Source organism: Atopobacter phocae ATCC BAA-285, from assembly GCF_000526675.1.
In the GTDB taxonomy this organism is placed as follows: domain Bacteria; phylum Bacillota; class Bacilli; order Lactobacillales; family Aerococcaceae; genus Atopobacter; species Atopobacter phocae.
The window spans coordinates 1-23,436 of sequence record NZ_JAGN01000027.1 but is presented as its reverse complement, the minus strand read 5'-3'; the positions used below and the strand labels follow the sequence as shown (position 1 = coordinate 23,436).

Below are 23,436 nucleotides of genomic sequence, written 5' to 3'. Positions count from 1 at the left end.
TACCCGCGTGGTAAAGTCTCGTTCATAATAGCCATTTCTTTGGCTCTGACGACTTTCTGCTCGTTCATAGTTATCGGCCTGGATATATTCTGTTCGTTGATTCTCCATCAATTGGTTGAACACTGTTGTCAAAATGCTTTTCGAGGCATCATCTTTTACCGAATGTTCAATAATGCTTTGAACCTCTTCTCTATTCATTGTAAAATGTACTTGGGTCATGTAAAGTCCTCCTAGGTATGTTTTGTGGTAAAAACATTGTACCGTAAAAGGAGCTTTATATGACCTTTTATCTTTTACACAATTATATGGACTTTATCAATATCAATAATGCAGCATTAATATATTGGAGTGATTTTGAACAAAAATCTCTTGAATTAAATTTAAAATATAATTATTTGTTAAAATCAGATATTGCTAATTTTTATTCTAGTATATATACGCACACACTTTCTTGGGCTATTCATGGAGAAAAGAATGCTAAAGAAAATAAAAAGAATAGAAATAGAAAGAAATCGCTAGGTGATAGAATTGATGGAAGATTTCAGTATATGAATTATGGAGAAACAGTAGGCATACCTCAAGGAAATGCTATATCAGATTTAATGTCAGAATTATTACTATTTTATATAGATAGTTTACTGGTTGATAGATTGAAAGAAAAGAAGATTAGTAATTATAAGATAATTAGATATAGAGATGACTATAGAATATTTACTCAGACAAGAGATGAAGCTAATATCATAAAAAAAGAATTAATAATTGTTTTACAAAGACATAAATTGTCATTAGGAGAGAATAAAACTTCTTATGGTGAAGATATAATAAAAAATTCTGTGAAAGAAGAAAAACAATATTGGATGATACATAATCCAACTATAAAACTATCTTCAGATAAAATTTATCGAAATACTAAGTATTTTTTTAATAAACTAATAAATATTGAAATATTGAATAAATGTTTAGGGCGAGATTTTAAACAATATTTTGATAATAGGATTTATAAAGCAACTCCTCAAAAGCATATGTATTTAATTAAATTATATGCTGATAAGTATCCAAATAGTGGACAATTAGTTGGGGCATTAAAAGATTTTGAAAATCGAATTTCTGATTTGTCATATGAAGATTTAAAAAATTCAGGTTCTAATATTGTGGCTATCATATCGATTTTAATTGATATCATACAAAATAATCCTAAAATAACAGAACCAGGAATAAAGTTGTTATCGTTACTTTTAAATAAAACTCATAAATATAATTTATTATATTTTTTGAAATCTAATAACAATGAAATTTTAAAAAAACAAGATGAAATAATTAATTTGGTAACGTTAATCAATGATAAAATGAAAGCACATGCGTTCAATCCTTACCTAGAAATATGGCTTCAACGAATTGTTGTTAAAAATCTAAGAGAAAAAAGTAAATTTGTTGAACAATTCATGAGAAATAGCAATGAATTATTAGTGAAATTATGTAACGAAGTTCTTGTGGGAAAGAAAAATACGATAAATATATTTAATCAAGAATGGATTAGTGCACAGTATAGAATTGATAATTCAAAATTCATAAATATAGAGAAAATAGAAGAATTAGATGATATTATTTCGAATGAAGAAATACGATGTTTGGAATATGATATGCAATAGCACTATATTTTAAAATGAGCAGTAAATCGAAAGGTTTACTGTTTTTTATTTTTAACTTTCTTTTGAATAAATTAGTTCATTAGACTATTGAATCTCCAACTACTTTGCAATACAATATACCTATAAACGCTATCTTGTATTGCAATACACTTTAAAGAAAGGAGAGATTTTTTGATTCCTTCACAGATGTTAAAAGGAGTATTAGAAGGTTGTATTTTAGAAGTGATTCGTCAAGAAGAAACGTATGCGTATGAAATATCAGAAAAGTTAAAATCTTTCGGCTTTGGTGATATATCAGAAGGCACGATTTATCCGATTATCTTGCGATTAAATACGCAAGGTTTTTTAGAATCAAAGATGCGTAAATCACCAATTGGTCCGAAAAGAAAATATTATCGATTAACACAAGCAGGGGAGGAAAAGTTAATTCAATTTAAAAAAGATTGGACCGCAATAACTCACGCAATCGATCGATTATTTGAGGGAGGTATAAACAATGGTTGAGAAGCAAAATATAAAACGATTAAGAAATGATAATAACCGGCGTGAAAAGCAATTAAATGAAAAATCAGTTGCAACGTATGATGATATGATTGTTTATTTAAGAGGTGCTAATTTATCCGATGTGGATGTGGAACGTGTACGATCTGACTTAATAGAAATATTATTAGACGCTCAAATGGGCAAAAGAGAACTAGAAGACGTTTTAGGCACAGATATTAAAAATGTTTGTGATGAAATCATTGCGAGCTTACCTCAAAAAACGGTACAGGAACGTTGGTTTGATCAATTTGAAATTATTTTATATCAATGGGTCATTCTTTTGACGATTGGTATAATTTCGCATGCGCTCAAAGATATTATGACTAATCATCGTTTAACTAATTTGAAATGGACAGTAGGAGAGCTACTAGCTGTTGCATTCATTATCTTTTTCAGTGATAGGCTAGTAAAACGGATTTCTAAAAACACATTTAAAAACAAACAATATCAGATGAAGAATATCTTAAAAGAGGCATCTATATACGGAAGTATCATGTTATGTATTCTAATACCTATCATTTTTCTAAACCAAGTCCTTTTGACCATGCCTTATTGGGCAGCTTTCGTCATTTTGGCGATTGTATTAATAGTTATTTATGTATTGAGGAAAGGAATTGCTAAAAGTAATAATTTTAATGATGAACATTAAAATTATAAATGATATAATATTGTTGACATTTAATATATAAAAAAGTAATAAAAATACTTTTATAAAAAGGAGTTCTCTGATGAAAAAAAAGCTGGTCAAATGGATGGGGGTTGCTAGTTTCTTACTTTTCTTTGGTGCCATCGGTTATGGGATAGGTTACTTTTATGGGGATATAGGTGGACCATGGTTGGAGGAACTAAATATGATTGAACTACTGATTGGAAGTTTCATTTTTATTTTAGTTTGGATAGGTTCATTTTATGTCGCCATCATCATTCATGAGCTCGGTCATTTAATTGGAGGATTAATTAGTGGCTATCGTTTTGGCTCGTTTCGCATTGGAAGTTTATTACTTAAAAAAGGATCCAATGGCTTTGAATTAAAAAAATATCAAATTGCTGGGACAGGTGGACAATGTTTAATGGTGCCACCTGATTCAGCAGACGAAACGTTTCCATACTTAGCCTATAACTTAGGCGGACCATTGCTTAATTTAGCAGTGGGGTTATTGTCTGGCGTGATGTGCGCAGTTTTCCCTTCTTTGATGCTTTTCGCCATAGTGAATTTGATCGTTGCATTGATGAATGGAGTACCTATCAAATATCGTTTAATCGCAAATGACGCTTATAACGCCTTGACTTTATCTAAAAATCCGCTAGCTCGTCGAGTGACTTTAACTATTTTAAAAATAAATAATCAGTTGATGGAAGGCTTACGTTTAAAAGAGATGCCTGACAGTTGGTTTGATTTACCCAATGATTTTGACCGTCAAAATGTACTATTAGTCAGTCTCTTAGGTGTACAAGCGAACCGTCTGTTTGACCAAGGACGTTTGAATGAGGCGCGCCTATTGATTGATGACCTATTAATGTCTGACGCTCAAATGAATGGCGTGATGCGCGCTTTACTAATTTGTCAACGGGCGCTAATCGATTTAATTGAGCAAGGTGCTGATGCGGATCTTTCGATGCTTCAGGAAAAAGAAGTTCAACAAGTGATGAAAGGCATGCCGAAGAATTTGGATATTTTACTGTTACAATATGCGAGTGCTTTGTTGAAAGATCAAGACCATACAAAAGCTAATCAAGTAAAAGCTAAACTGGAAAAAGCAATGAATCAATCGCCTTACCTAGCTGAAGTAGCAGCGAGTCAAGAAGTGCTGGAGTGGATTGACACAGCTCAGACGAAACAATCGCTCATATAGACTGGCGTCTATCTTAAAAGTAATGACTTAAATAATCAATTCGCACCTTCCAATCGGGAGGTGTTTTTTTATGGAGACGATTGGACTTTACATAAACTTTACACAAAAAGGGTAATTGATTTGATGTCGGCTCGGTAAGATGAACTTATCAACTAAATCGATAGAAAAAAGGAGTTAGACTATGAATAAATTACGTCGTTTAATGTGTGTCCCAATGGTTTTGCTAGTGACAGGTGGCTTATTAGCAGGTTGTGGAAATGAAACAACGAGTCAAACGGGTGGTGCGGTGAATGTAGTGACGCGTGAAGAAGGGTCTGGAACACGTGGAGCGTTTGTTGAATTGTTTTCCATTGTGGAAGAAAAAGAAGGAGAGAAAGTCGATCAAACATCACCGAATGCGATTGTGTCTAATTCAACGGCTGTTGTTATGACAACGGTTGCGGGCGATAAAAATGCGATTGGCTATGTCTCGCTAGGATCAGTGAACGATACAATCAAAACAGTTGAAATCGATGGAGCAACACCAAGTATTGAACAAGTAAAAGAAAATCGTTACAAAATCTCTCGGCCGTTTAATATCGTGTTACCTAAAAAAGTCAGCCAAGTCGCTCAAGACTTTATTCAGTTTATGATGAGTCCTCAAGGCCAGCAAGTGGTGGAAGAGACGGGTTATATCGCAGTAGACGCACAACAAGATTATCAACCGACGATTGAGGCCGGTAAAGTAGTGATTTCAGGATCTAGTTCGGTGACACCGGTGATGGAAAAATTAAAAGAAGCCTATTTAAAAGTGAATCCAGGAGTAATAATTGAAATTCAACAAAGTGATTCCTCAACGGGGGTAACGAATACAATTGATGGAACAGCTAATATTGGCATGGCATCGCGAGAATTAAAAGAATCAGAATTAGCACAAGGAGTGACCTCAAAAGTGATGGCGATAGACGGGATTGCGGTAATCGTCAATAAAGAGAATCCAATTACTCAGTTAACAAGTGAACAAGTGAAAAATATTTTCACGGGCAATGAAACGAGCTGGGATAATTTGCTATCGAAGTAAGGAGTTAGCGATGAGAGAGATGAAAGAAAAAGGAATGCATGCGGTATTTTTTATGACTGCATGCCTTTCAATTATAGCAGTGCTACTCATTTGTATTTTTTTGTTTTCAAATGGGATACCAGCGATTGCGAAAATAGGATGGATGGATTTTATTTTTGGGCGCGTTTGGCGGCCAAATAATCAGTTATTTGGTATTTTCCCAATGATTATTGGATCAATTTATGTGACAGCAGGTGCCTTATTGATTGGTGTGCCAATCGGAGTAACAACCGCTATTTTTATGGCTAAATTTTGTCCGAAGCCACTATATCCACTGTTTAAACGAACAATCAATTTAATGGCAGGCATTCCATCGGTTGTGTATGGATTTTTCGGTCTCGTTGTCTTAGTGCCTTTTGTACGCAATCAATTAGGTGGTTTCGGCATGAGCGTATTGACCGCTTCTTTGTTGTTAGGGTTAATGATTTTACCGACAATCATTACGATTTCTGAATCGTCTATTCGTGCAGTGGCGGATAGTTATTATGAAGGTGGTATTGCTCTAGGTGCGTCGCATGAGCGTAGTGTTTTTTTTATTGTGTTGCGTGGGGCTAAACGGGGAATTTTAGCGAGTATTATTTTAGGAATTGGTCGGGCCATTGGAGAGACGATGGCAGTCATTATGGTGGCTGGGAATCAAGCAGTTATTCCAGCTTCGCTAACATCAGGCGTTCGAACGTTGACGACTAATATTGTCTTAGAAATGGGGTACTCGACAGATTTGCATCGTGAAGCGTTAATTGGGACCGCTGTCGTTCTATTCGTCTTTATTTTAATGATTAATTTGTCGTTTGCTGTGATGAACAAGGGGGACTAAAATGAAACAACCAATCAAACAATTGATAACAGACAGTCGATTCGGTCAAAAAGATCCCCTTTCTTTATTATTACGAGGAATCGTATGGTTAGGTGCATGCTTTACCTTGTTATCATCCGGTTTTATTGTGGGATATATTTTATTAAAAGGGCTCCCACATGTGCGTCTAGATTTATTTGCAACAACTTATACGAGTGAGAATGTGTCATTATTTCCAGCGTTTATGAATACGTTATTTATGACGGTATTGTCGTTAGTCATTGCAGTACCAATTGGCATTGGCGCATCGATCTATTTAACAGAGTATGCTCATCGTGGTAATCGATTAGTCGGAGTGGTTCGTTTGGCAACCGAGACGTTAGCAGGGATTCCCTCTATTATTTACGGCTTATTTGGGTCGTTACTTTTTGTAAAGTATGCGCAGTTTGGTTTATCACTTTTATCAGGAGCGAGTACGTTAAGCATTATGATTTTGCCGTTAATTATGCGAACAACGGAAGAAGCTCTATTGTCCGTGCCAACGAGTTATCGTGAAGGTGGATTTGCATTAGGGGCTGGAAAGTTACGGACGATTTTTAAAATTGTTTTACCGAGTGCGGTTCCCGGTATTTTTTCAGGAATTATTTTAGCAATTGGCCGGATTGTCGGGGAATCTGCAGCATTAATTTTTACAGCGGGAACGGTGGCAAAGGTGGCAACTAGTGTATGGAGTTCGTCGCGAACATTAGCTGTCCACATGTATGCCATTTCTGGTGAAGGGTTATACGTTAATCAAACGTATGCGACAGCCGTTGTGTTGTTAGGGCTAGTCATAGGAATTAATGGACTGTCAGAGAGCATTGCGAAACGTTTAGAAAGTGGGACAAGATAATGGATAAGTTAGAAATTAAACAATTAGAGTTATATTATGGTACATTCCAAGCGTTGAAAGGAATAAATTTAAAGATTCCTCAAGACAAAATCACCGCATTTATTGGGCCGTCCGGATGTGGCAAGTCCACCTTGTTAAAAAGTTTGAACCGGATGAACGATTTAATTCCAGATTGTACGATTAAAGGCGACGTTTTACTAGATGGAGAAAATATTTATCAAGCAATGGACGTAAATCGATTACGAAAAAAAGTGGGGATGGTTTTTCAAAAGCCCAATCCGTTTCCGATGAGTGTTTATAATAACATCGCTTTTGGGCCGCGCACGCATGGGATTAAGAATAAAAGTCAGTTAGATGAAATCGTGGAACAATCCTTAAAAAATGCCGCTATTTGGGAGGAAGTAAAAGACCGATTGCATCAATCGGCTTTAGGGCTATCTGGAGGACAGCAACAGCGTTTATGTATTGCACGGGCTTTGGCGATTGAGCCGAATGTCATTTTACTCGATGAGCCAACGAGTGCTTTAGATCCTATCTCTACTTCTAAAATTGAGGAATTGGTCATTTCGTTAAAAAATCAATACACTATTGTGATTGTCACGCATAACATGCAACAAGCTGTTCGAATTTCAGATCAAACAGCCTTTTTCTTAGCGGGCGAAATGATTGAGTACGACAAAACAAGTACATTATTTTCAGTACCGAGTGATCAGCGAACAGAAGATTATATTACGGGGAGGTTTGGTTAAATGCGGTCCAAATTTGATCATCAATTATTAGAACTCAACAATGATTTAATTGTTATGGGATCACTTTGCGAGGATATTATAAAGAAATCGTTACATAGTATTATTGACACAGATGCTTTAGTGATGAATGAGATCATTAAAACGAATCAACAAATTGAACAGTTGGAGCGTGAAATTGAAGGGCGTTGCTTGAAATTACTGTTAAGGCAACAACCAGTGGCAAAAGATTTGTTGAATATTTCTGCGGCCTTAAAAATGGTCTATGATTTGAAACGGATTGGAGCGCAATCTACAGAAATTGCGGATATTGTATCACAAAATCACATTCAAACGAGTGAGGACTTGCGTTCCATTCGACACATGTCAACCGATGTGATTGCGATGGTGACGGATAGTATTGATGCATTTGTGAATCAAGATGCTGACCTAGCACATCAGGTAATTGAAAAAGATAGCCAAGTAGATAGAGAATTTGATAGAATGAAGGCAGTTCTAATCGAGTATTTTTCACAAAAGGTATCAGATGGAGAACATGCCATCGATTTATTAATGATTGCAAAATATATTGAACGAATTGGTGATCATGCAGTCAATGTAGCGAAGTGGGTATTATTCTCACTAACAGGTGAATTTTATGGAGGGGAAACATGATTTATTGTGTAGAAGATGATGATAATATACGCGAATTAATGGTATACACACTCCAAACAACAGGATTTGAGGCTGAAGGTTTTTCAACGAGTCAGCCTTTTTGGCATGCCATGGAACAGCAAGAACCAACCTTAATTATATTGGACGTGATGTTGCCAGGAGAAGATGGCATTTCGTTATTGAAGCAACTCAAACAACAAGTAAGATGGGAACACATTCCAGTGATTATGGCAACAGCAAAAGGGAATGAATACGATAAGGTAAAAGGATTAGATTTAGGGGCGGATGATTATTTAGTCAAACCATTTGGCATGATGGAAATGGTGTCCCGAATTAAAGCCGTATTACGACGCATTCAACGCCGAGATATTTTAAGACCATTAACGATGGGCGAATTAGTTATGGATTTAAGCGCACATAAAGTGAAGTTGTCGGGTGAACGTATTGAATTAACATTTAAAGAATTCGAATTATTACGTTTATTTTTAAGTCATCCCGGCCAAGTTTTTTCACGGAATGATTTATTGAATAAAATTTGGGGTGAAGACTTTTTAGGTGAAACCCGGACAGTCGATGTACATATTGGAACATTACGAACGAAATTAGGTACAGCGGCCGAATACATTAAAACGGTCCGAGGTGTGGGCTACATGATGGAGTCTACTCATGACTAAAAGAATTTTTCGAGCGATTGTAATGATAGCGATGGGTGTGTTTTTAGCGAGTTTAATTTTAATTTCTGGCTTCTTGTATCGCTATTTTTCAGCAGTTCAAATGGAGCAACTGCGAACGCAAACGGAATTAGTCGCACAAGGTATTTCGACCGGTGGGAAGGCATATGCTGAAGCCTTAAAGGTGGGCAATTTGCGCGTCACTTGGATTGATGCAGAGGGAGTCGTAATGTACGATTCGCGGACGGCACCAGAAATGATGGAAAATCATTATGAACGAACCGAAGTAATTCAAGCACGAGCACAAGGGTATGGAGAAAGTGTCCGGTATTCCTCAACCTTAACCCAAAATTATTTGTACTCGGCTCAACGATTAGAGGATGGGACGATTGTTCGATTAGCGGTGACTCAAACGAGTGTACTTCAATTATTAGTCGGATTGCTTCATCCGATGGCGATTGTCTTACTGATTGCGATTATCTTAGCTTTTATTAGTGCAAAGTACACATCTAAAAAGTTAGTCGAGCCATTGAATGATTTGGATTTAGATCAACCCTTATCTAATGTCGTATATGATGAATTATCACCACTCTTGCGACGAATTGATCAACACCAGAAAAAATCAGAAGAACAAGTGATGTTACTGAATCGCCAAAAGAAAGAGTTTGATACGACGATTTCCAAAATTAAAGAGGGCATTATTTTATTAAATGAAAAAGGGCAAATTGTTAGTATGAATACCGCAGCAAGACAGCTCTTTCAAATTAAAGAGTTGAATTCAGATGATTATTTGCTGCATCATACCCGACAAGTTGAATTAATTCAGGCGATTAATCAAGGCTTAACTGGCGCCAAACAAGAACGAATGGTGGACATTAATGGAATGTATTATCGGACCCTTGTTCGACCGGTATTATCGGAGCAACAACTTACTGGAGTCGTTGTGCTCATGTTTGATGTGACCGATGAAGTGCAAAATGAACGCATGCGACGAGAGTTTACGGCAAATGTCTCACACGAATTAAAGACACCATTACAAACGATTTCGGGGTATTCTGAAATTTTGAAAAATAATTTAGTATCGGAAGAATATATTCAATCATTTTCCGGAAAAATCTTTTCAGAGTCTCAACGATTAATTCAGTTAGTTGAAGATATCATTCACTTATCTCAGTTAGATGAAATGACGGAATTAGCGATGCAACCAGTGGACTTGTATCAAGTCGTCCATCATGTAAAAGAAAGCTTGGCAGTTGTTGCAGACGAAAAAGCTATTCAAATGAATGTTATCGGACAATCGACGCTGTTATTCGCGCATCCGTCTTTGATTCATTCAATTGTGTATAATTTATGTGATAATGCGATTAAATATAATCGTCAAAAGGGGCAAGTAACAGTGACGCTTTCAAAAACAGATGAGCATGTTTTACTTGAAGTGAAGGATTCAGGCGTAGGGATTCCAACTGATGATTTAGATCGGATTTTTGAACGATTTTATCGTGTTGATAAAAGCCGTTCAAAAGGTGCGGGTGGGACAGGTTTAGGTCTTTCCATTGTGAAGCATGCGGCTTTATTGCATCAAGCCGAAATTAATGTGTGGAGCGAGGTAGGATTAGGGACAACCGTTCGTGTCCAATTTAAACGAGCAAAAGAGCAAGATTTATTGCAAATAGAAGGAAGCGTTGGAAATCTTGTGCAAAAATAAATGATGCAGAACATAACGCAGGATAAAATGAACAAATTGGTCTAATTAAGTGATTCACTTATTGGTCTATTTGTTCTTTTTTTTGTAATAAGACTAAATAATATTGATATTTAACGTGAACAGAAGGCATATTGTGAAAAAAATGGATTTTTCCCGAGATAAAAGAAGTATCTTTGGGCTTAGATAGGTTTTATCGCTTAAATCATGGTAAAATAGAATTAGCAGATTATTAAATGAAGAAGGATATGATCGAAGGAGGAGATAATATGTCGACAAACAAAGTACGAACGTTCTATTGGACGATTTCGCATCTTGTTTTATACGTCATGACTTTAGTAGTGAATTATTTAGGATCATCGGGTTTTTTTAATGGAAAAGGTCAGGCAGAGGTTTCTGACAAATACAATACGATGATTACACCGAGTGGCTTTGCTTTTTCAATATGGGGTGTGATTTACACTTTATTATTTGTGTCACTGGTTTATTTGTTCGTTAAACGAAATGAAGAACCGATTGCACGATTAGTGGAACGTATCTCATGGTTTTATGTGATGAGCAGTGTCTTTAATATGGGGTGGATTATCGTTTTTTCATATGAATTAATCGGATTATCGACAATATTTATTTTAGGTTTACTCTTTTCGTTAATGCTTTTAATTCAACGATTATATAATGATCGCAATCAATATCCGACGAATTTAGTTGGTGCGTCGTTTAGTTTATATGCGGCTTGGGTATTTATTGCCTCGATTTTGAATATATCGTTATTTTTAGTCCAACAACAGTGGAATGGCTGGGGAATTAAGCCATCCATCTGGACAATGGTCATTTTACTGGTGGCAATTGTCTTTGTATTAGGATATGTACTGTATTATCGAAATGCAGTTTTCCCAATAGCTCCGGCTTGGGCATTCTTTGGCATTTACCGTGCGTACCAGACAAATCCTATGCCGTACCCTATGACTAATATCATTGAGATAATACTTTTAACAGGGATGGGTATTTTTATTGTATTAGCAGGCTGGACGCTTGTTCGTAATCAATTTAACGTTTTTCCAAAGACTCAAATGTTGATTAAGTAGAATGTATTAGTCTTCCGAAGTTAAAAACATCGAGAGATATGGTTGTTCTAAATGTTACTTCTAAAACAATTGCACAAGAAAGTGAAAGGGATTATATGAACAAGAACACAAAAAGGATTCTCTCGTTTTTATTTATTATAGGGATATGCCTATATAGTTTATCGACTTTGGCGTTTTCAGTGAGAGCTGAAGAGCCATCAATCAATCAAAGTCTGGAGTTTCAAGACAATATTTCGACTGAACATGTGAAAAAGAAAGATGTTATAAATGATACAGAATTAAATAAGCAAACAATAAATAAAATAACATTTGATAGTGATACAGAAAGTATTGTTTCATCAATGTTAATTGAATCAGGTAAGGAAATTAATCAGTTACCTATTCCTGAAAAAGAAGGATACCAATTTTTAGGATGGTACATGCATGATGGTGATAAAGTAAAGCTACCTTTTATTGTAGAGGGAAATATGAACTTAATTGCAAAATGGGAATTATCTCTAGTGCCAGTTGATGAAGAAGGTATAGACGGTCCAATTAGCTACGTGCCAGGTGGAGAAATACAATATAATATATATCCAGCAACGAGTTTTCGTCCTCGAATCAGAGCGCGCTCAATTAGCGTACGTTCGTCGAACAATCCTGTGATAGGTGTCGATCATCCTAAAAAACCGGGAGAAGTGATGCTTTTTAAAGAGGCCAAGCCAGTTCCTGGAAAAGTGAATACGTTTAATATTAAAGTTCGTATTGAACGAAAAAATAAACCAAAAACAAGTGATGTTATTCTTGTAATGGATAGATCAGGAAGTATGGATCGTCCAAACACTAAAATGATAGAAGCAAAAAAAGCCGGTAAAAAGTTTGTACAGGAACTATTAAATACAAAAGTGATGCGAGTAGCTGTGGTTTCTTATGCTTCAGATGTTACAGTTGATCAGCCATTAACAACAGACGGACAATTGTTAGATAGTGCGATAGATAGCTTAGAAGCAAGAGGCGGTACATTTACTCAAGCGGCAATTCGGCAAGCAAGTGCTCTACTTGCAAATTCAACTGCTGATAGCAAACGTATTATTATACTTTCTGACGGGGAGCCAACATTTAGTTATCCAATGTATAATCCAGATATATACGCAACAGATCGAGTGAATCTCGGACTAGCAACTGCTGAAAGACTTAACTCTGTTTATAGAGTTGATGGGTTTGAAACGTCAGTTAATATTCCTGAGTCAGAATTTAAATATGAACCTAATTCTAGAACTGGACAAGGGCGAGCGGTTAGACATTTATATTACTACCAAACTAGACCATATAAAATGTATAATCATGGGAATTCTGCTATTGCCGAAGCGGGTTTTGCGGGCGCTAAAGGTTATAGTTTGTTTTCAATTGGGCTTCAAACAGGTCCTTTAGGAAATGAAATTTTAAATAGGTTGAAGCAAGGTGATGGAACGTTTACAGAAGTAAAGTCGCTTGAAGAATTGACTCCAGTATTTCAAAGTATATCAAAAGATGTTCAATTAGCTATTACCAAGTTATCGATTGATGATCCAATGGGACCAGGATTTGAAATTATACAAAGTGATGTACAAGACATTAAAGTTACAAATGGAAAGATAATATATCAAAACAATAAAATTATGTGGGATTTTGATACATTATCAAACACTACTCCAGAAAATAAAGATATTAATTTTGAAGAGTTAACTTACACGGTAGAAGTAAATAATAGTTTAATTGATGCTCCAAACTCTGATAAATTGTATGCTACAAATGGAAATATGACGATTAATTACAAAGATGAGAAAGAAAACGAGCAAACAGCTGTCTTTCCTGTTCCAAAGGTCAAACCTGTATTATATCAAGTTGAAAAAGAAGTAAAAGATAAAGATGGTAAAGTGATCAAAAAAGATAAAAACTTTGATATTACCATTAAAGGTCCAGAATCGTTCGAAAAAAAATATACGTTAAATCCCGCGAAAAATAATACTTCGGGCTTAAAAACAGATTTAAGGAAAATAGGAAGATATAGCATCCTAGAGAAGGTAAATGATAAAGATTACGACGTTAAATATTTTGTTAATGGAAAAGAACAATCTGAGTTTACAATTGATGAAAAGCAGTCGAAAGATATAAATATTAAAGTAGTCAATCAAGAGAAACCGAGAAAATTGATAATTGTTAAGGACTATGTTAAAAAAAACGCATTAGACACTCCAATTTTTCAATTTAAAGTGACAGGTCCAAATAATTACAACAAAGAGTTTTCATTATCACCTAATCAGTCGCTAACTCAAGAATTAGACGATTTGCAAAAAGGCAAGTATACCGTTGAGGAATTAACGAAAGGGTATATTACAAGTATCCAAGTAAATGGTGGAGAATATCTAAATCAAAGGACTGTTGAGGTCGATTTGACAGAGGGAAATCAAGAAGCAAAAGTAACGATTATAAATCGTCAACAATCAGAATTTCCCAAAACAGGTGGGCGTGGCACGCTAATCTTTAACTTAATCGGCTGGTCGCTCATGTTAATAAGTGGCTTCGTTTGGTTTAATAAACGAGCGTCGAGTAAAGAGGTTTAGCTACAAAAAAGAGAGTAAAGAATAAACGAGAGAGAGGCGTCCGGTATATCAACGGGATGCTCTCTCTTTTTGTTACAATCAATGATTGAAAGATTCATTTGTTTTTTGTACAGTGAACGTAGAGGAAAGAGGGGATAGACAGTGAATAAACAACTAACTTATAAACAGTATGAGAGTCAGTTGGAGACGATGACTTTTGATGAGATGCATGTTATTTATGATCAGTTGTTAGAAAAGATGGATTGGTCCAACGAGGAACTGGTTGAACGGTGGTCAGATGTGATGCAACATGCAATCGCTTATACCAATGTTCGAGCAGGTTGGCATGCGTTGTCCTTTGAAGAAAAGGTAACCAAAGATCCGGCACGAACAGCAGCTCATAATGATTTTATGTTCTATTTGATTCTATTTGAACGAACACTCAAACAATATCACATACCAACTGAACAATGGACAAAATCTTTGTTTCTACAAGATGAAAAAGAACAAAGGACGATTGAGGATCTTCACTCTCATCGTCAACGAATTGGTGATTTTGCCAATTATTTAACCTTTATCTATGCATTAAATGCAAGATAGATAGGAATCAGCAGACACTATGAAAAAAGCGACAGATACTCTGTCGCTTTTTTTGTGTTTAAACAGGAACTTGAATGACTTGAATACCTTTTTTCTCCAATGCTTGTATCGTTTGAGGATTGGCATAAGAGTCTGTAATGAGTAAATCAATTTGATCAATTGAAGCAATCGTAAAATTAGACGGGCGACCTATTTTGCGATAATCAGCGACAAGGACGACTTTATTAGAATGTTCAATAATTTTTGCGTTAATTTTAGCTTCGTGAACAACAGAAGTGGAGACACCGGTTGCGATATCGAGTCCGCTACAACCAATAATACTCAAATCAGAACGGACATTGGAAAAGGCTTCGACAGCACGGTCACCTGATAGAGCTCCTTTTGGATAACGAATTTCTCCGCCGCTTAACATAATCACAGAATTTGGATGATGATCCATATTCACTACTTTTGTATTGTTTGTTAGTAAATTAAAGACACGATCCTTAGCAAACTTCAAAGCTAAACGTGCGGTACTACTTGTATTCATAAATAAAATTTGTTGATCTTTAATTTGTAAAGCTGCTTCAGCCGCTAATTTTAATTTAATTCGATTAATGGGGTCGTTTGTTTCTTCTTCAAAGTTAATATCTTCAGCTGCTTCAATTTTACCAAAAGCTAATTTAACTTGTCCCATTTCTTCTAATATTTGGCAATCTCTGCGAATGGTCATACTAGATACATTAAAGTGTTTTGATAATTCATTGACAGAAGTTACTTTTTTTTGTCGAATGAGTTCAATGAGTGCTTCGCGACGTTCTTTAATCATCGCATTAGAGCTTTTCATATGAATGTCGCCTCCTTTTTAACAAATAATACGATAAAATAACACATAATTCAACAAAAAACAATAATTAAGTGTGCTTAATTAAAATAAACTGATCATTTTAACATATAAAAGTGAACTTTAACATATAAATGTGTTGAAAGCGCTGTTTTAAATGTTAAACTAAATGCATGAAAGGGATTACAAGTGGAGGAAGAAAAAAGGAGAGGATGCTAAAAAAACACAGATAATCGGGAGAAAGTTGGGTAAAATAATGAAGTCACTCATTATTAATTAATCAGTTGTTAGAATGAATGACAGATTTTACTACAACCAAATAAAAGAAGGGGAGAAGAACATGCTTAAATATTTTCAAGAAGAAGGACTAGTTAAAGTTTTCGACCAACAACCGAAAGACTGGGAAGAAGCAATTCGTATGAGCGGAGAGATCATGATTGAACGAGGATTGATTAATAATCAATACGTTGAAGAAGTGATTCATGATGTGAAAGAATTTGGACCATACATTGTTATTGTACCGCATGTAGCGATGCCACATTCACAAGCAACAAGTGAAGGCGTGTTAGGAACAGGAGTGGGGCTATCCATTATGCCGGGACCAGTTTCTTTTGAAGAAGGTAATGAAGAAAAAGATGCGGAACTATTTTTTATGTTAGCCGCGAAGAACACAGATGAACATTTAAAAAATATTACCAATCTAACGGATTTATTAATGACAGATGGCGTGATTGAAGATTTATTAACAGTTAAAAATATGGAAGACTATCTTCAAGTAATGAAGAAATACCAATAGAGTAGGGGGAAACATCATGGAAAAAGTTTTAGATGGATTATTGGTTGTATGGGATTACTTCGCCCAGAACATATTAACACAGCCCGCTTTCTTAATCGGGTTCATCGTTTTAATCGGTTATATCTTACTGAAAAAACCAATTTATGAATGTATTGCTGGTTTCTTAAAAGCAACAGTTGGTTACTTAATCTTAACAGTAGGTTCAGGTGGATTAGTTAATAACTTCCGACCAATTTTAGTAGGTTTGAAGGAACGTTTCCAATTAGACGCGATGGTGACGGACCCTTACTTTGGACAAAATGCTGTAACAGCAGGGATTGAAGAAACATTTGGACGAACATTTAGTGATACGATGATTCTTTTATTAATTGCATTTATTTTTAATATTGTATTAGTTCGTTTTAGTCGTTATACGAAGTTAAGAGCAGTATTTACAACAGGTAACGTACAAGTGCAACAAGCAGCTACAGCTTTTTGGCTCTTGCTATTCTGTTTCCCATCACTTGGTCGTATTGAAGTATTAGTAGCCATGGGTCTTATTCTTGGATGCTATTGGGCAGTTGGTTCTAACTTAACCGTAGACATTACACAAGATTTAACAGAAGGTGCTGGATTTGCCGTTGCCCATCAACAAATGTTTGGTTTGTATTTCTTTGCGAAATTAGCTGAACGCTTCAAAAAAGGCAAATCAACGAAGAAATTAGAAGATATTGAACTACCTGGATTTTTATCAATCTTTAATGAAAATATGGTATCGACTTCTATCTTGATGTTATTCTTCTTCGGAATCATCTTGATGGTATTAGGAAAAGATTACTTAGTTCAAGCTGAATTTATGGCAGCGACGGATAGCTTCTTGTTCTATATTTTCAAAACATCATTAATGTTTGCAGTGTACTTAGCTATTTTACAATTAGGTGTTCGGACATTCGTTGCCGAATTAACTGAATCATTCCAAGGTATCTCTAACACATTTTTACCAGGAGCTGTACCTGGAATCGATATCGCAGCAACATTTGGTTTCGGTTCACCAAACGCAGTTACTATCGGATTTTTATTCGGGGCGTTAGGTCAGTTCTTAATGATTTTACTTTTAATCTTGATCAAATCACCAACCATTGTTATTGCCGGATTTATTCCATTATTCTTTGACAATGCTGCAATTGCTGTGTATGCCAATAACCGTGGAGGGTTTAAAGCTGCTTGCTTCTTCCCATTCATTTCAGGGTTAATTCAAGTAGGTGGCTCTGCTCTAATTGCAAGTTGGGTTGGTTTATCAAAATACGGCGGTTACTTAGGAATGTTCGACTGGGCAACTGTTTGGCCATTCTTCACTGTCTTAATGAAATTCTTAGGTGTAGCTGGAATTATTCTTATCGTCGTGATGCTATTAGCTATTCCACAATTACAATATCGTAAAGACCCAGAAGGTTATTTCTTAATTGTAGAAGATTACGATCAATATCTAGAACAAAAAAACAAATAATATCAATCATTCAAAAAATATAGGAAAAATAGGGAGGAAGAATCATGCGAGTATTAGTAGCGTGTGCAAATGGATCAGGAACAAGTTTAATGATGAAAAAGAGTGTAGAGAAAGCGTTAATAGGGGCAGGATTTAAAATCACTAATATTCACCACTGCGCGATAGCTGAAGGAAAAAGCACGGCTAAAAATTATGATGTCGTTTTTACACCAATGAACTTTGTTGATATGTTCAAAGGCGCTAAAGAAAAAGGCGTAACAGTAATTGGCGTTAAAAACGTAATGTCACCAAAAGAAATTACGGAACGAGTAGCAGAAAGTGATTTAGCAGAACGTTTCATTAAATAAGAAAGAAGGCGCGAGCATGGCAAAACCAAACTTACAAATTGCATGTGATCATTCAGATTTACCAAGTGCATTAAAAGCAGTCAAAGCAGTCGGCGATGTCGTAGATATTATCGAAGCAGGAACAATTTTTATTTTACAAGTAGGGGATATTGGTGTAAAAAGCTTACGCGCATTATTCCCAGATAAATTAATTGTAGCAGATACAAAATGTGCAGACGCCGGTGGAACGGTCGCCAAAAACTGTGCAGATGCGGGAGCAGATTGGATGACCGTTATCTGTTCTGCTACCATCCCAACAATGAAAGCAGCAGCCAAAGAAATCAAAGAAGTTCAAGTGGAGTTATACGGAAACTGGACATATGAAGATGCACAACGTTGGTTAGATGCAGGTATTTCTCAAGCGATTTACCATCAAAGTCGTGATGCCCTACTTGCAGGTGAAACATGGGGCGAACGCGATTTAGAACGTGTTAAAAAATTAATTGATATGGGATTCCGTGTATCTGTAACAGGTGGATTAGCAGTTGATACGTTGAAATTATTCGAAGGAATCGATGTGTATACCTTTATCACAGGTCGTGGTATTACAGAAGCACCAGATCCAAGACAGGCTGCATTAGATTTCCGAAATGAAATTATTCGAATTTGGGGCGAGTAACATGAGTTTAATAGGATTGTATGAAAAAGCAACGCCTAAAAATATAACATGGAAAGAACGCTTAATGTTCGCAAAAGAATTAGGCTTTGACTTTGTTGAAATATCAGTAGATGAAACAGATGAACGATTAAGTCGATTGAATTGGACGAAAGAAGAACGATGGGAAGTACGCCAAGCCATTCAAGAAACAGGGATTCCCCTATTGTCTATGTGCTTAAGCGGGCATCGACGCTATCCATTTGGTTCGCCAGATGAAGCGGTTCGCCAAAAAGCGCTCGATATCATGCAAGCGGCGATTGATTTAGCAAGTGATTTAGGCATTCGAACGATTCAGCTTGCAGGTTACGATGTGTACTACACTGAAAAATCAGTAGCAACACGTGAACAGTTCATTCATCAATTGAAACAAGCCGTTCAAATGGCTGCCGCTAAAGGAGTCGTATTAGCGATTGAAATTATGGACGATCCGTTTATGAGCTCCATTACAAAATTCAATCAAATTAAAGCACAAATTCCATCACCTTATTTACAAGTTTATCCAGATTTAGGTAATTTATCAGCCTGGCCAGAAAATAATCCAGCACTTGAATTAGAACAAGGCATTGAGTCAATAGTGCAAGTGCATTTAAAAGATACGTTAGCGGTCACGCCAACGTTTGAAGGGAAATTTAAAAACGTCGATTTTGGTGCAGGATGTGTCGACTTCCGCGGATTACTCATGACTTTAAAACGGTTGGAATATAATGGACCATTTGTTGTAGAAATGTGGAGTGAAACATTAGATGAACCTATTCCAGCGATAGAAGCGGCCAAAGATTTCTTATGGCCAATGCTAAAGGAGGCGGGCTATATCAATGACTAATCAAGTAATCGAAGCAATGAAAGAGCGTGTGTATCAAGCCAACTTGGACTTACCAAAAGAAGGGCTAATCAAGTTAACATGGGGGAATGTTAGTGAGATTAATCGCGAGTTAGGTGTAATCGTCATCAAACCAAGTGGTGTCGATTATAACACTATGCAAGCCAAAGACATGGTCGTTACCGACTTAGAAGGGCACGTATTAGACGAAAATAGTATGAAACCTTCTTCCGATTTAGCGACTCACGTCGCATTATATCAAGCATTCGAAGGCATTCATGCGATTGTTCATACGCACTCAACGAACGCTGTAAAATGGGCACAAGCAAGACGAGATATTCCAGCTTACGGGACAACACATGCGGACACTTTTTATGGAGCAGTTCCATGCACGCGTCAATTAACAGAAACAGAAATTGAAGAAAATTACGAGCTCAATACCGGACGAGTAATCATTGAAACGTTTAAAACACGTCAACTCGATCCAATGGCTTGTCCAGGTGTAGTAGTTTACGGGCATGGTCCATTTACGTGGGGCGAAACATGTACTAAAGCAGTTCAAAATAGTGTGGTCTTAGATGAAGTAGCGGAAATGGCGCTTGGTACGGAATTATTAAATCCAAGTATTACAGCCATTGACCAATATTTACTCGATAAACATTATTTTAGAAAACATGGAGCAAACGCATATTACGGACAAGGCTAAGTAACCGATTTGTTGGCTCAAATTGTAAAAGGTTTGAGCCAATTTGAAAGTGAATTAAAAACAAGTTTAGGAGGATTTATATGAAGACAATCGCAGATGTAACAAAACAAAAATGGCTAGAAGCAACTTTTCCAGAATGGGGCACTTGGTTAACGGAAGAAATTTATAGCAAAGAAGTTGCCAAAGACTCTTTTGCTATGTGGTGGTTAGGCTGTACAGGAATTTGGCTAAAAACACATGAAGGTACAAACATCGTAATGGATATGTGGAACGGGACAGGCAAACGAACACACGGTAATGGAAAAATGCGTGTCGGCCATCAAATGCAACGGATTGGTGGCGTACAAAACTTACAACCCAACTTACGTAACGTCCCATTTGTAATTGATCCTTTCGAAGTACGTCACGTAGATGCACTTGTTGTATCACATATTCACTCAGATCACTTAGATATCGTCACAGCAGCAAATATTATGAACAACTGTCCAGAAGCTAAATTCATTGGACCAAAAGAAGTAGTTAACACATGGCTCAAATGGGGTGTGCCAGAAGAACGTACTATTACGGTTCGCCCAAATGATGTCGTTAAAGTAGGTAGCGTAGAAATCGTGGCTTTAGAATCATTCGACCGTACAGCATTAGTTACTATTGATGATCCAGAACAAAAATTACAAGGTAAGATGCCAATCGATATGGATGATATTGCGGTTAACATTCTTTTCAAAACAAGTGGCGGTAGCCTATACCATGGTGCAGACTCTCACTATTCAGTTATGTTTGCGAAACACGGTAAAGAACATGATATTGATGTTGCCGTAATTAACTTTGGTGAAAACCCTCCAGGAATTCAAGATAAAATGACATCAGTTGACGTATTACGTATGGCTGAATCACTACGGGCAAAAGTAGTTATCCCAGTACATCATGATATTTGGACAAACTTTATGGCTGATCCAGAAGAAATTGTATCATTATGGGAAATGAAGAAAGATCGTTTAGAGTACCAATTCAAACCATTCATATGGCAAGTTGGAGGACAATACAATTATCCACAAGATACCAACAAAATCCGATTCAACTTTGACCGTGGTTTCCACGATGTCTTCACACAAGATAATGACTTACCATATCCATCATTCTTATAAGATAGAAGAAAAAAGCTGATTGAATGCAATCAGCTTTTTTTGTTGGCAGAATATGCCAATATATAAAAAAGAATAACGCGTTAAAAATTTTGTTAACTAAAAGAATAATATTAAATGATGAGTTCGTTCCATTTATTCATATTGTGAATAAAATAATTTAATTTACTTAAAAAGGTCAAAATATACTTATATAAAAGTGTTTTTTTAGTAATAAATATCTATTAAAGGATAAAATGGTTAGCGTAAGATTTGTATATATGAATTATTGGTGTTACGATAAAAGTACCAATTTTGGAAGGAATTTGCATATGAACAAAAATAATAATGAAAAAAACAACGAAATCAGTCAGACAATAGCGCATCGTAAGTATACGATAGGGGGTGTCTCTTTTATGTTGGGCTGTATGGCACTATATAATACGCCCATTTTAGCAGATCAAATAACAGAGAAAACCCCTCACGTATCATTGAATGAACCCATTAACTCAGAAACTGAACGAGACGATCAGTTAGCACAATATGTAAAAAAAATGGCTGTCCCTCAAGTAGATGCTCTCACAGAAACAGATGTGAACCCCTCTACAGATTCTTTTACTAATCCCTCTGATGAAACTGACGAATTAAAACAAAAAACGCAAGTGAATTCCGAAAAACAACAAGTCAAGTCAAATAAAAATGTATCGACTGAGTTAAAGCAAGTAAATATTGCAATAGAAGGTTTAAATACGGAAGAAAAGGATTTAACAACAGTGACGCCTCATACATTTAAGGCGCAAGCAGATGTAGATGATGCGTTAAAAGTGAAAGTTGCATTAGAAGTACCAGACACTGTAGTTGAAGGCGATTATTTCCATATTCAGTTATCTAATAACATTGATGTAAGTGGCGTTTCACACCAAAAAGCAAATGGGATACCGGAATTGATTTTTAATGAACGTCCGATTGCCTATGGTGAAGTTTTTGAAGGCCGAAACATTATATATCGTTTCACGAAAGAAGTAGAACAATATACAGATATTAGCGCAGAGATTGAGTTTCCAGCCTTTATCAATAAATATAACGTTTTAAAAAATTCAGATCAAATGATTGAAGTAACAATTGGTGAAGTAAAGAAAAATAAAACGGTAGCAGTAGACTATTCGAAAAAAGTAGCGCCACACGATGTTGACTCGAAAGCGCCAATAATATATCCAAATGGTAGCGCATTGATTGATAATATCGATGAAGAAAATTTGACGATGGAACAAACTATTTTTTATAACGAAAAGAAAAACAAATTAGAAAATGGCTACATTCAAATCGCAAATGAAAATGGTAGCAAGATTCTATTTAATGAAGATGCAAAAAATACAATGAAGATATATCGTTTAAAAGAGGGAAAAGAATTAGCGCAAAGTTTTGCGATAAAAACGTCGGATGTTGACGAGTTAACAAGTAAAGATTATAAAGTAGAGATATATAATGGGACAATGACAATCATTATTCACCATAATGATAACGCACCTTATATTCTTAAATATCAAGCAGCATTTGAAAAGAGGACGGATGAAGAGGGAACGGCATTAAATACATCAATAACTTTCCGTTCAGATAATCCTAAAAACTCTTTTGAAAGACCATGGGAATATAAAAATAGAATTGCTCTGTTTGAACCTAAAGCAAGTAGTGAAGGTGAAAATATAGAGCTAATTCCTCCAATCAGTGAAAAAAATATTCTAACAGTGCCAAAAGTGACGGAGACACCAAAGATACCAGAAGTAGAAGA

Annotated in this window: 24 protein-coding genes; 22 read left to right on the top strand and 2 right to left on the bottom strand. The window is 35.9% G+C overall.

Translation table 11 applies throughout. The features are described 5' to 3' along the window. On the bottom strand, positions 1-219 hold a 219-nt coding region (locus tag L866_RS0105540; RefSeq protein ID WP_025729952.1), incomplete at its 3' end, for a transposase. Positions 220-305: 86 nt separating this feature from the next. Here L866_RS0105540 and L866_RS0105535 point away from each other — a divergent pair. The 14 genes from L866_RS0105535 (at position 306) to L866_RS0105470 (ending at position 14,851) form a co-directional block, all read left to right on the top strand. Next, positions 306-1,649 carry an RNA-directed DNA polymerase gene (locus L866_RS0105535; protein WP_169729073.1) on the top strand — a complete coding sequence of 448 codons (1,344 nt, stop codon included), beginning with the start codon at positions 306-308 and terminating at the stop codon, positions 1,647-1,649. A 171-nt stretch (positions 1,650-1,820) separates the two neighbouring features. Further along, positions 1,821-2,153: a PadR family transcriptional regulator gene (locus L866_RS0105530; RefSeq protein WP_025729948.1), complete on the top strand. Its 333-nt coding sequence runs from the start codon at positions 1,821-1,823 to the stop codon at positions 2,151-2,153. Continuing rightward, positions 2,146-2,841, top strand: coding sequence for a hypothetical protein (locus tag L866_RS0105525; protein WP_025729946.1), 696 nt, complete (start codon positions 2,146-2,148; stop codon positions 2,839-2,841). The genes L866_RS0105530 and L866_RS0105525 overlap by 8 nt, the downstream gene beginning before the upstream one ends. A 79-nt stretch (positions 2,842-2,920) precedes the next feature. Beyond that, positions 2,921-4,045, top strand: a complete 1,125-nt coding sequence (locus tag L866_RS0105520; RefSeq protein WP_025729944.1) for a M50 family metallopeptidase — start codon at positions 2,921-2,923, stop codon at positions 4,043-4,045. 181 nt (positions 4,046-4,226) lie between these two features. Beyond that, positions 4,227-5,105: a substrate-binding domain-containing protein gene (locus L866_RS0105515; protein WP_025729942.1), complete on the top strand. Its 879-nt coding sequence runs from the start codon at positions 4,227-4,229 to the stop codon at positions 5,103-5,105. Positions 5,106-5,115: 10 nt separating this feature from the next. After that, positions 5,116-5,961 (top strand): phosphate ABC transporter permease subunit PstC, encoded by an 846-nt coding sequence (gene pstC / locus L866_RS0105510; protein WP_025729940.1) that lies wholly within the window; start codon positions 5,116-5,118, stop codon positions 5,959-5,961. A gap of 1 nt (position 5,962) precedes the next feature. Continuing rightward, positions 5,963-6,832 carry a phosphate ABC transporter permease PstA gene (pstA, locus tag L866_RS0105505; protein WP_025729938.1) on the top strand — a complete coding sequence of 290 codons (870 nt, stop codon included), beginning with the start codon at positions 5,963-5,965 and terminating at the stop codon, positions 6,830-6,832. Continuing rightward, complete coding sequence (gene pstB, locus L866_RS0105500; protein WP_025729936.1) at positions 6,832-7,581, top strand: phosphate ABC transporter ATP-binding protein PstB; 750 nt, start codon at positions 6,832-6,834, stop codon at positions 7,579-7,581. The genes pstA and pstB overlap by 1 nt, the downstream gene beginning before the upstream one ends. After that, positions 7,582-8,232, top strand: a complete 651-nt coding sequence (phoU, locus tag L866_RS0105495) for a phosphate signaling complex protein PhoU (protein ID WP_025729935.1) — start codon at positions 7,582-7,584, stop codon at positions 8,230-8,232. Further along, positions 8,229-8,906: a winged helix-turn-helix domain-containing protein gene (locus L866_RS0105490; protein WP_025729933.1), complete on the top strand. Its 678-nt coding sequence runs from the start codon at positions 8,229-8,231 to the stop codon at positions 8,904-8,906. The genes phoU and L866_RS0105490 overlap by 4 nt, the downstream gene beginning before the upstream one ends. Further along, entirely contained in the window at positions 8,899-10,608 is a 1,710-nt protein-coding gene (locus tag L866_RS0105485; RefSeq protein WP_025729932.1) for a sensor histidine kinase, read from the top strand. Before L866_RS0105490 ends, L866_RS0105485 begins: the two co-directional genes overlap by 8 nt. A gap of 266 nt (positions 10,609-10,874) precedes the next feature. Then, the gene (locus tag L866_RS08610) at positions 10,875-11,690 is read left to right on the top strand and encodes a TspO/MBR family protein (RefSeq protein ID WP_025729930.1); all 816 of its coding nucleotides are present in this window, start codon (positions 10,875-10,877) and stop codon (positions 11,688-11,690) included. Positions 11,691-11,869: 179 nt separating this feature from the next. Next, complete coding sequence (locus tag L866_RS0105475; protein WP_025729928.1) at positions 11,870-14,272, top strand: VWA domain-containing protein; 2,403 nt, start codon at positions 11,870-11,872, stop codon at positions 14,270-14,272. Between the two features lie 141 nt (positions 14,273-14,413). Next, complete coding sequence (locus tag L866_RS0105470; RefSeq protein WP_025729926.1) at positions 14,414-14,851, top strand: hypothetical protein; 438 nt, start codon at positions 14,414-14,416, stop codon at positions 14,849-14,851. 58 nt (positions 14,852-14,909) lie between these two features. On the opposite strand, the gene L866_RS0105465 is transcribed toward L866_RS0105470, so the two are convergent. Further along, on the bottom strand, positions 14,910-15,677 hold the full coding sequence (locus L866_RS0105465) for a DeoR/GlpR family DNA-binding transcription regulator (protein ID WP_025729924.1): 768 nt from the start codon (positions 15,675-15,677) through the stop codon (positions 14,910-14,912). Between the two features lie 337 nt (positions 15,678-16,014). On the opposite strand from L866_RS0105465, the gene L866_RS0105460 reads away from it, so the two are divergent. The 8 genes from L866_RS0105460 to L866_RS0105425 all read left to right on the top strand — a co-directional run. Then, positions 16,015-16,470 (top strand): PTS sugar transporter subunit IIA, encoded by a 456-nt coding sequence (locus L866_RS0105460; protein ID WP_025729922.1) that lies wholly within the window; start codon positions 16,015-16,017, stop codon positions 16,468-16,470. Between the two features lie 16 nt (positions 16,471-16,486). Next, positions 16,487-17,956, top strand: a complete 1,470-nt coding sequence (locus L866_RS0105455) for a PTS ascorbate transporter subunit IIC (protein ID WP_025729920.1) — start codon at positions 16,487-16,489, stop codon at positions 17,954-17,956. A gap of 44 nt (positions 17,957-18,000) precedes the next feature. Then, complete coding sequence (locus L866_RS0105450; RefSeq protein ID WP_025729918.1) at positions 18,001-18,303, top strand: PTS sugar transporter subunit IIB; 303 nt, start codon at positions 18,001-18,003, stop codon at positions 18,301-18,303. 16 nt (positions 18,304-18,319) lie between these two features. Continuing rightward, positions 18,320-18,961 carry a 3-keto-L-gulonate-6-phosphate decarboxylase UlaD gene (locus L866_RS0105445; protein WP_025729916.1) on the top strand — a complete coding sequence of 214 codons (642 nt, stop codon included), beginning with the start codon at positions 18,320-18,322 and terminating at the stop codon, positions 18,959-18,961. A gap of 1 nt (position 18,962) precedes the next feature. Beyond that, positions 18,963-19,823 (top strand): L-ribulose-5-phosphate 3-epimerase, encoded by an 861-nt coding sequence (locus tag L866_RS0105440; RefSeq protein WP_025729914.1) that lies wholly within the window; start codon positions 18,963-18,965, stop codon positions 19,821-19,823. Continuing rightward, positions 19,816-20,526: an L-ribulose-5-phosphate 4-epimerase gene (locus tag L866_RS0105435; RefSeq protein ID WP_025729912.1), complete on the top strand. Its 711-nt coding sequence runs from the start codon at positions 19,816-19,818 to the stop codon at positions 20,524-20,526. Before L866_RS0105440 ends, L866_RS0105435 begins: the two co-directional genes overlap by 8 nt. An 80-nt stretch (positions 20,527-20,606) precedes the next feature. Further along, positions 20,607-21,671 carry an L-ascorbate 6-phosphate lactonase gene (gene ulaG / locus L866_RS0105430; RefSeq protein ID WP_025729910.1) on the top strand — a complete coding sequence of 355 codons (1,065 nt, stop codon included), beginning with the start codon at positions 20,607-20,609 and terminating at the stop codon, positions 21,669-21,671. A 308-nt stretch (positions 21,672-21,979) separates the two neighbouring features. After that, positions 21,980-23,436: Ig-like domain-containing protein (locus L866_RS0105425; RefSeq protein WP_156919523.1), on the top strand; the 1,457-nt coding region annotated here is incomplete at its 3' end.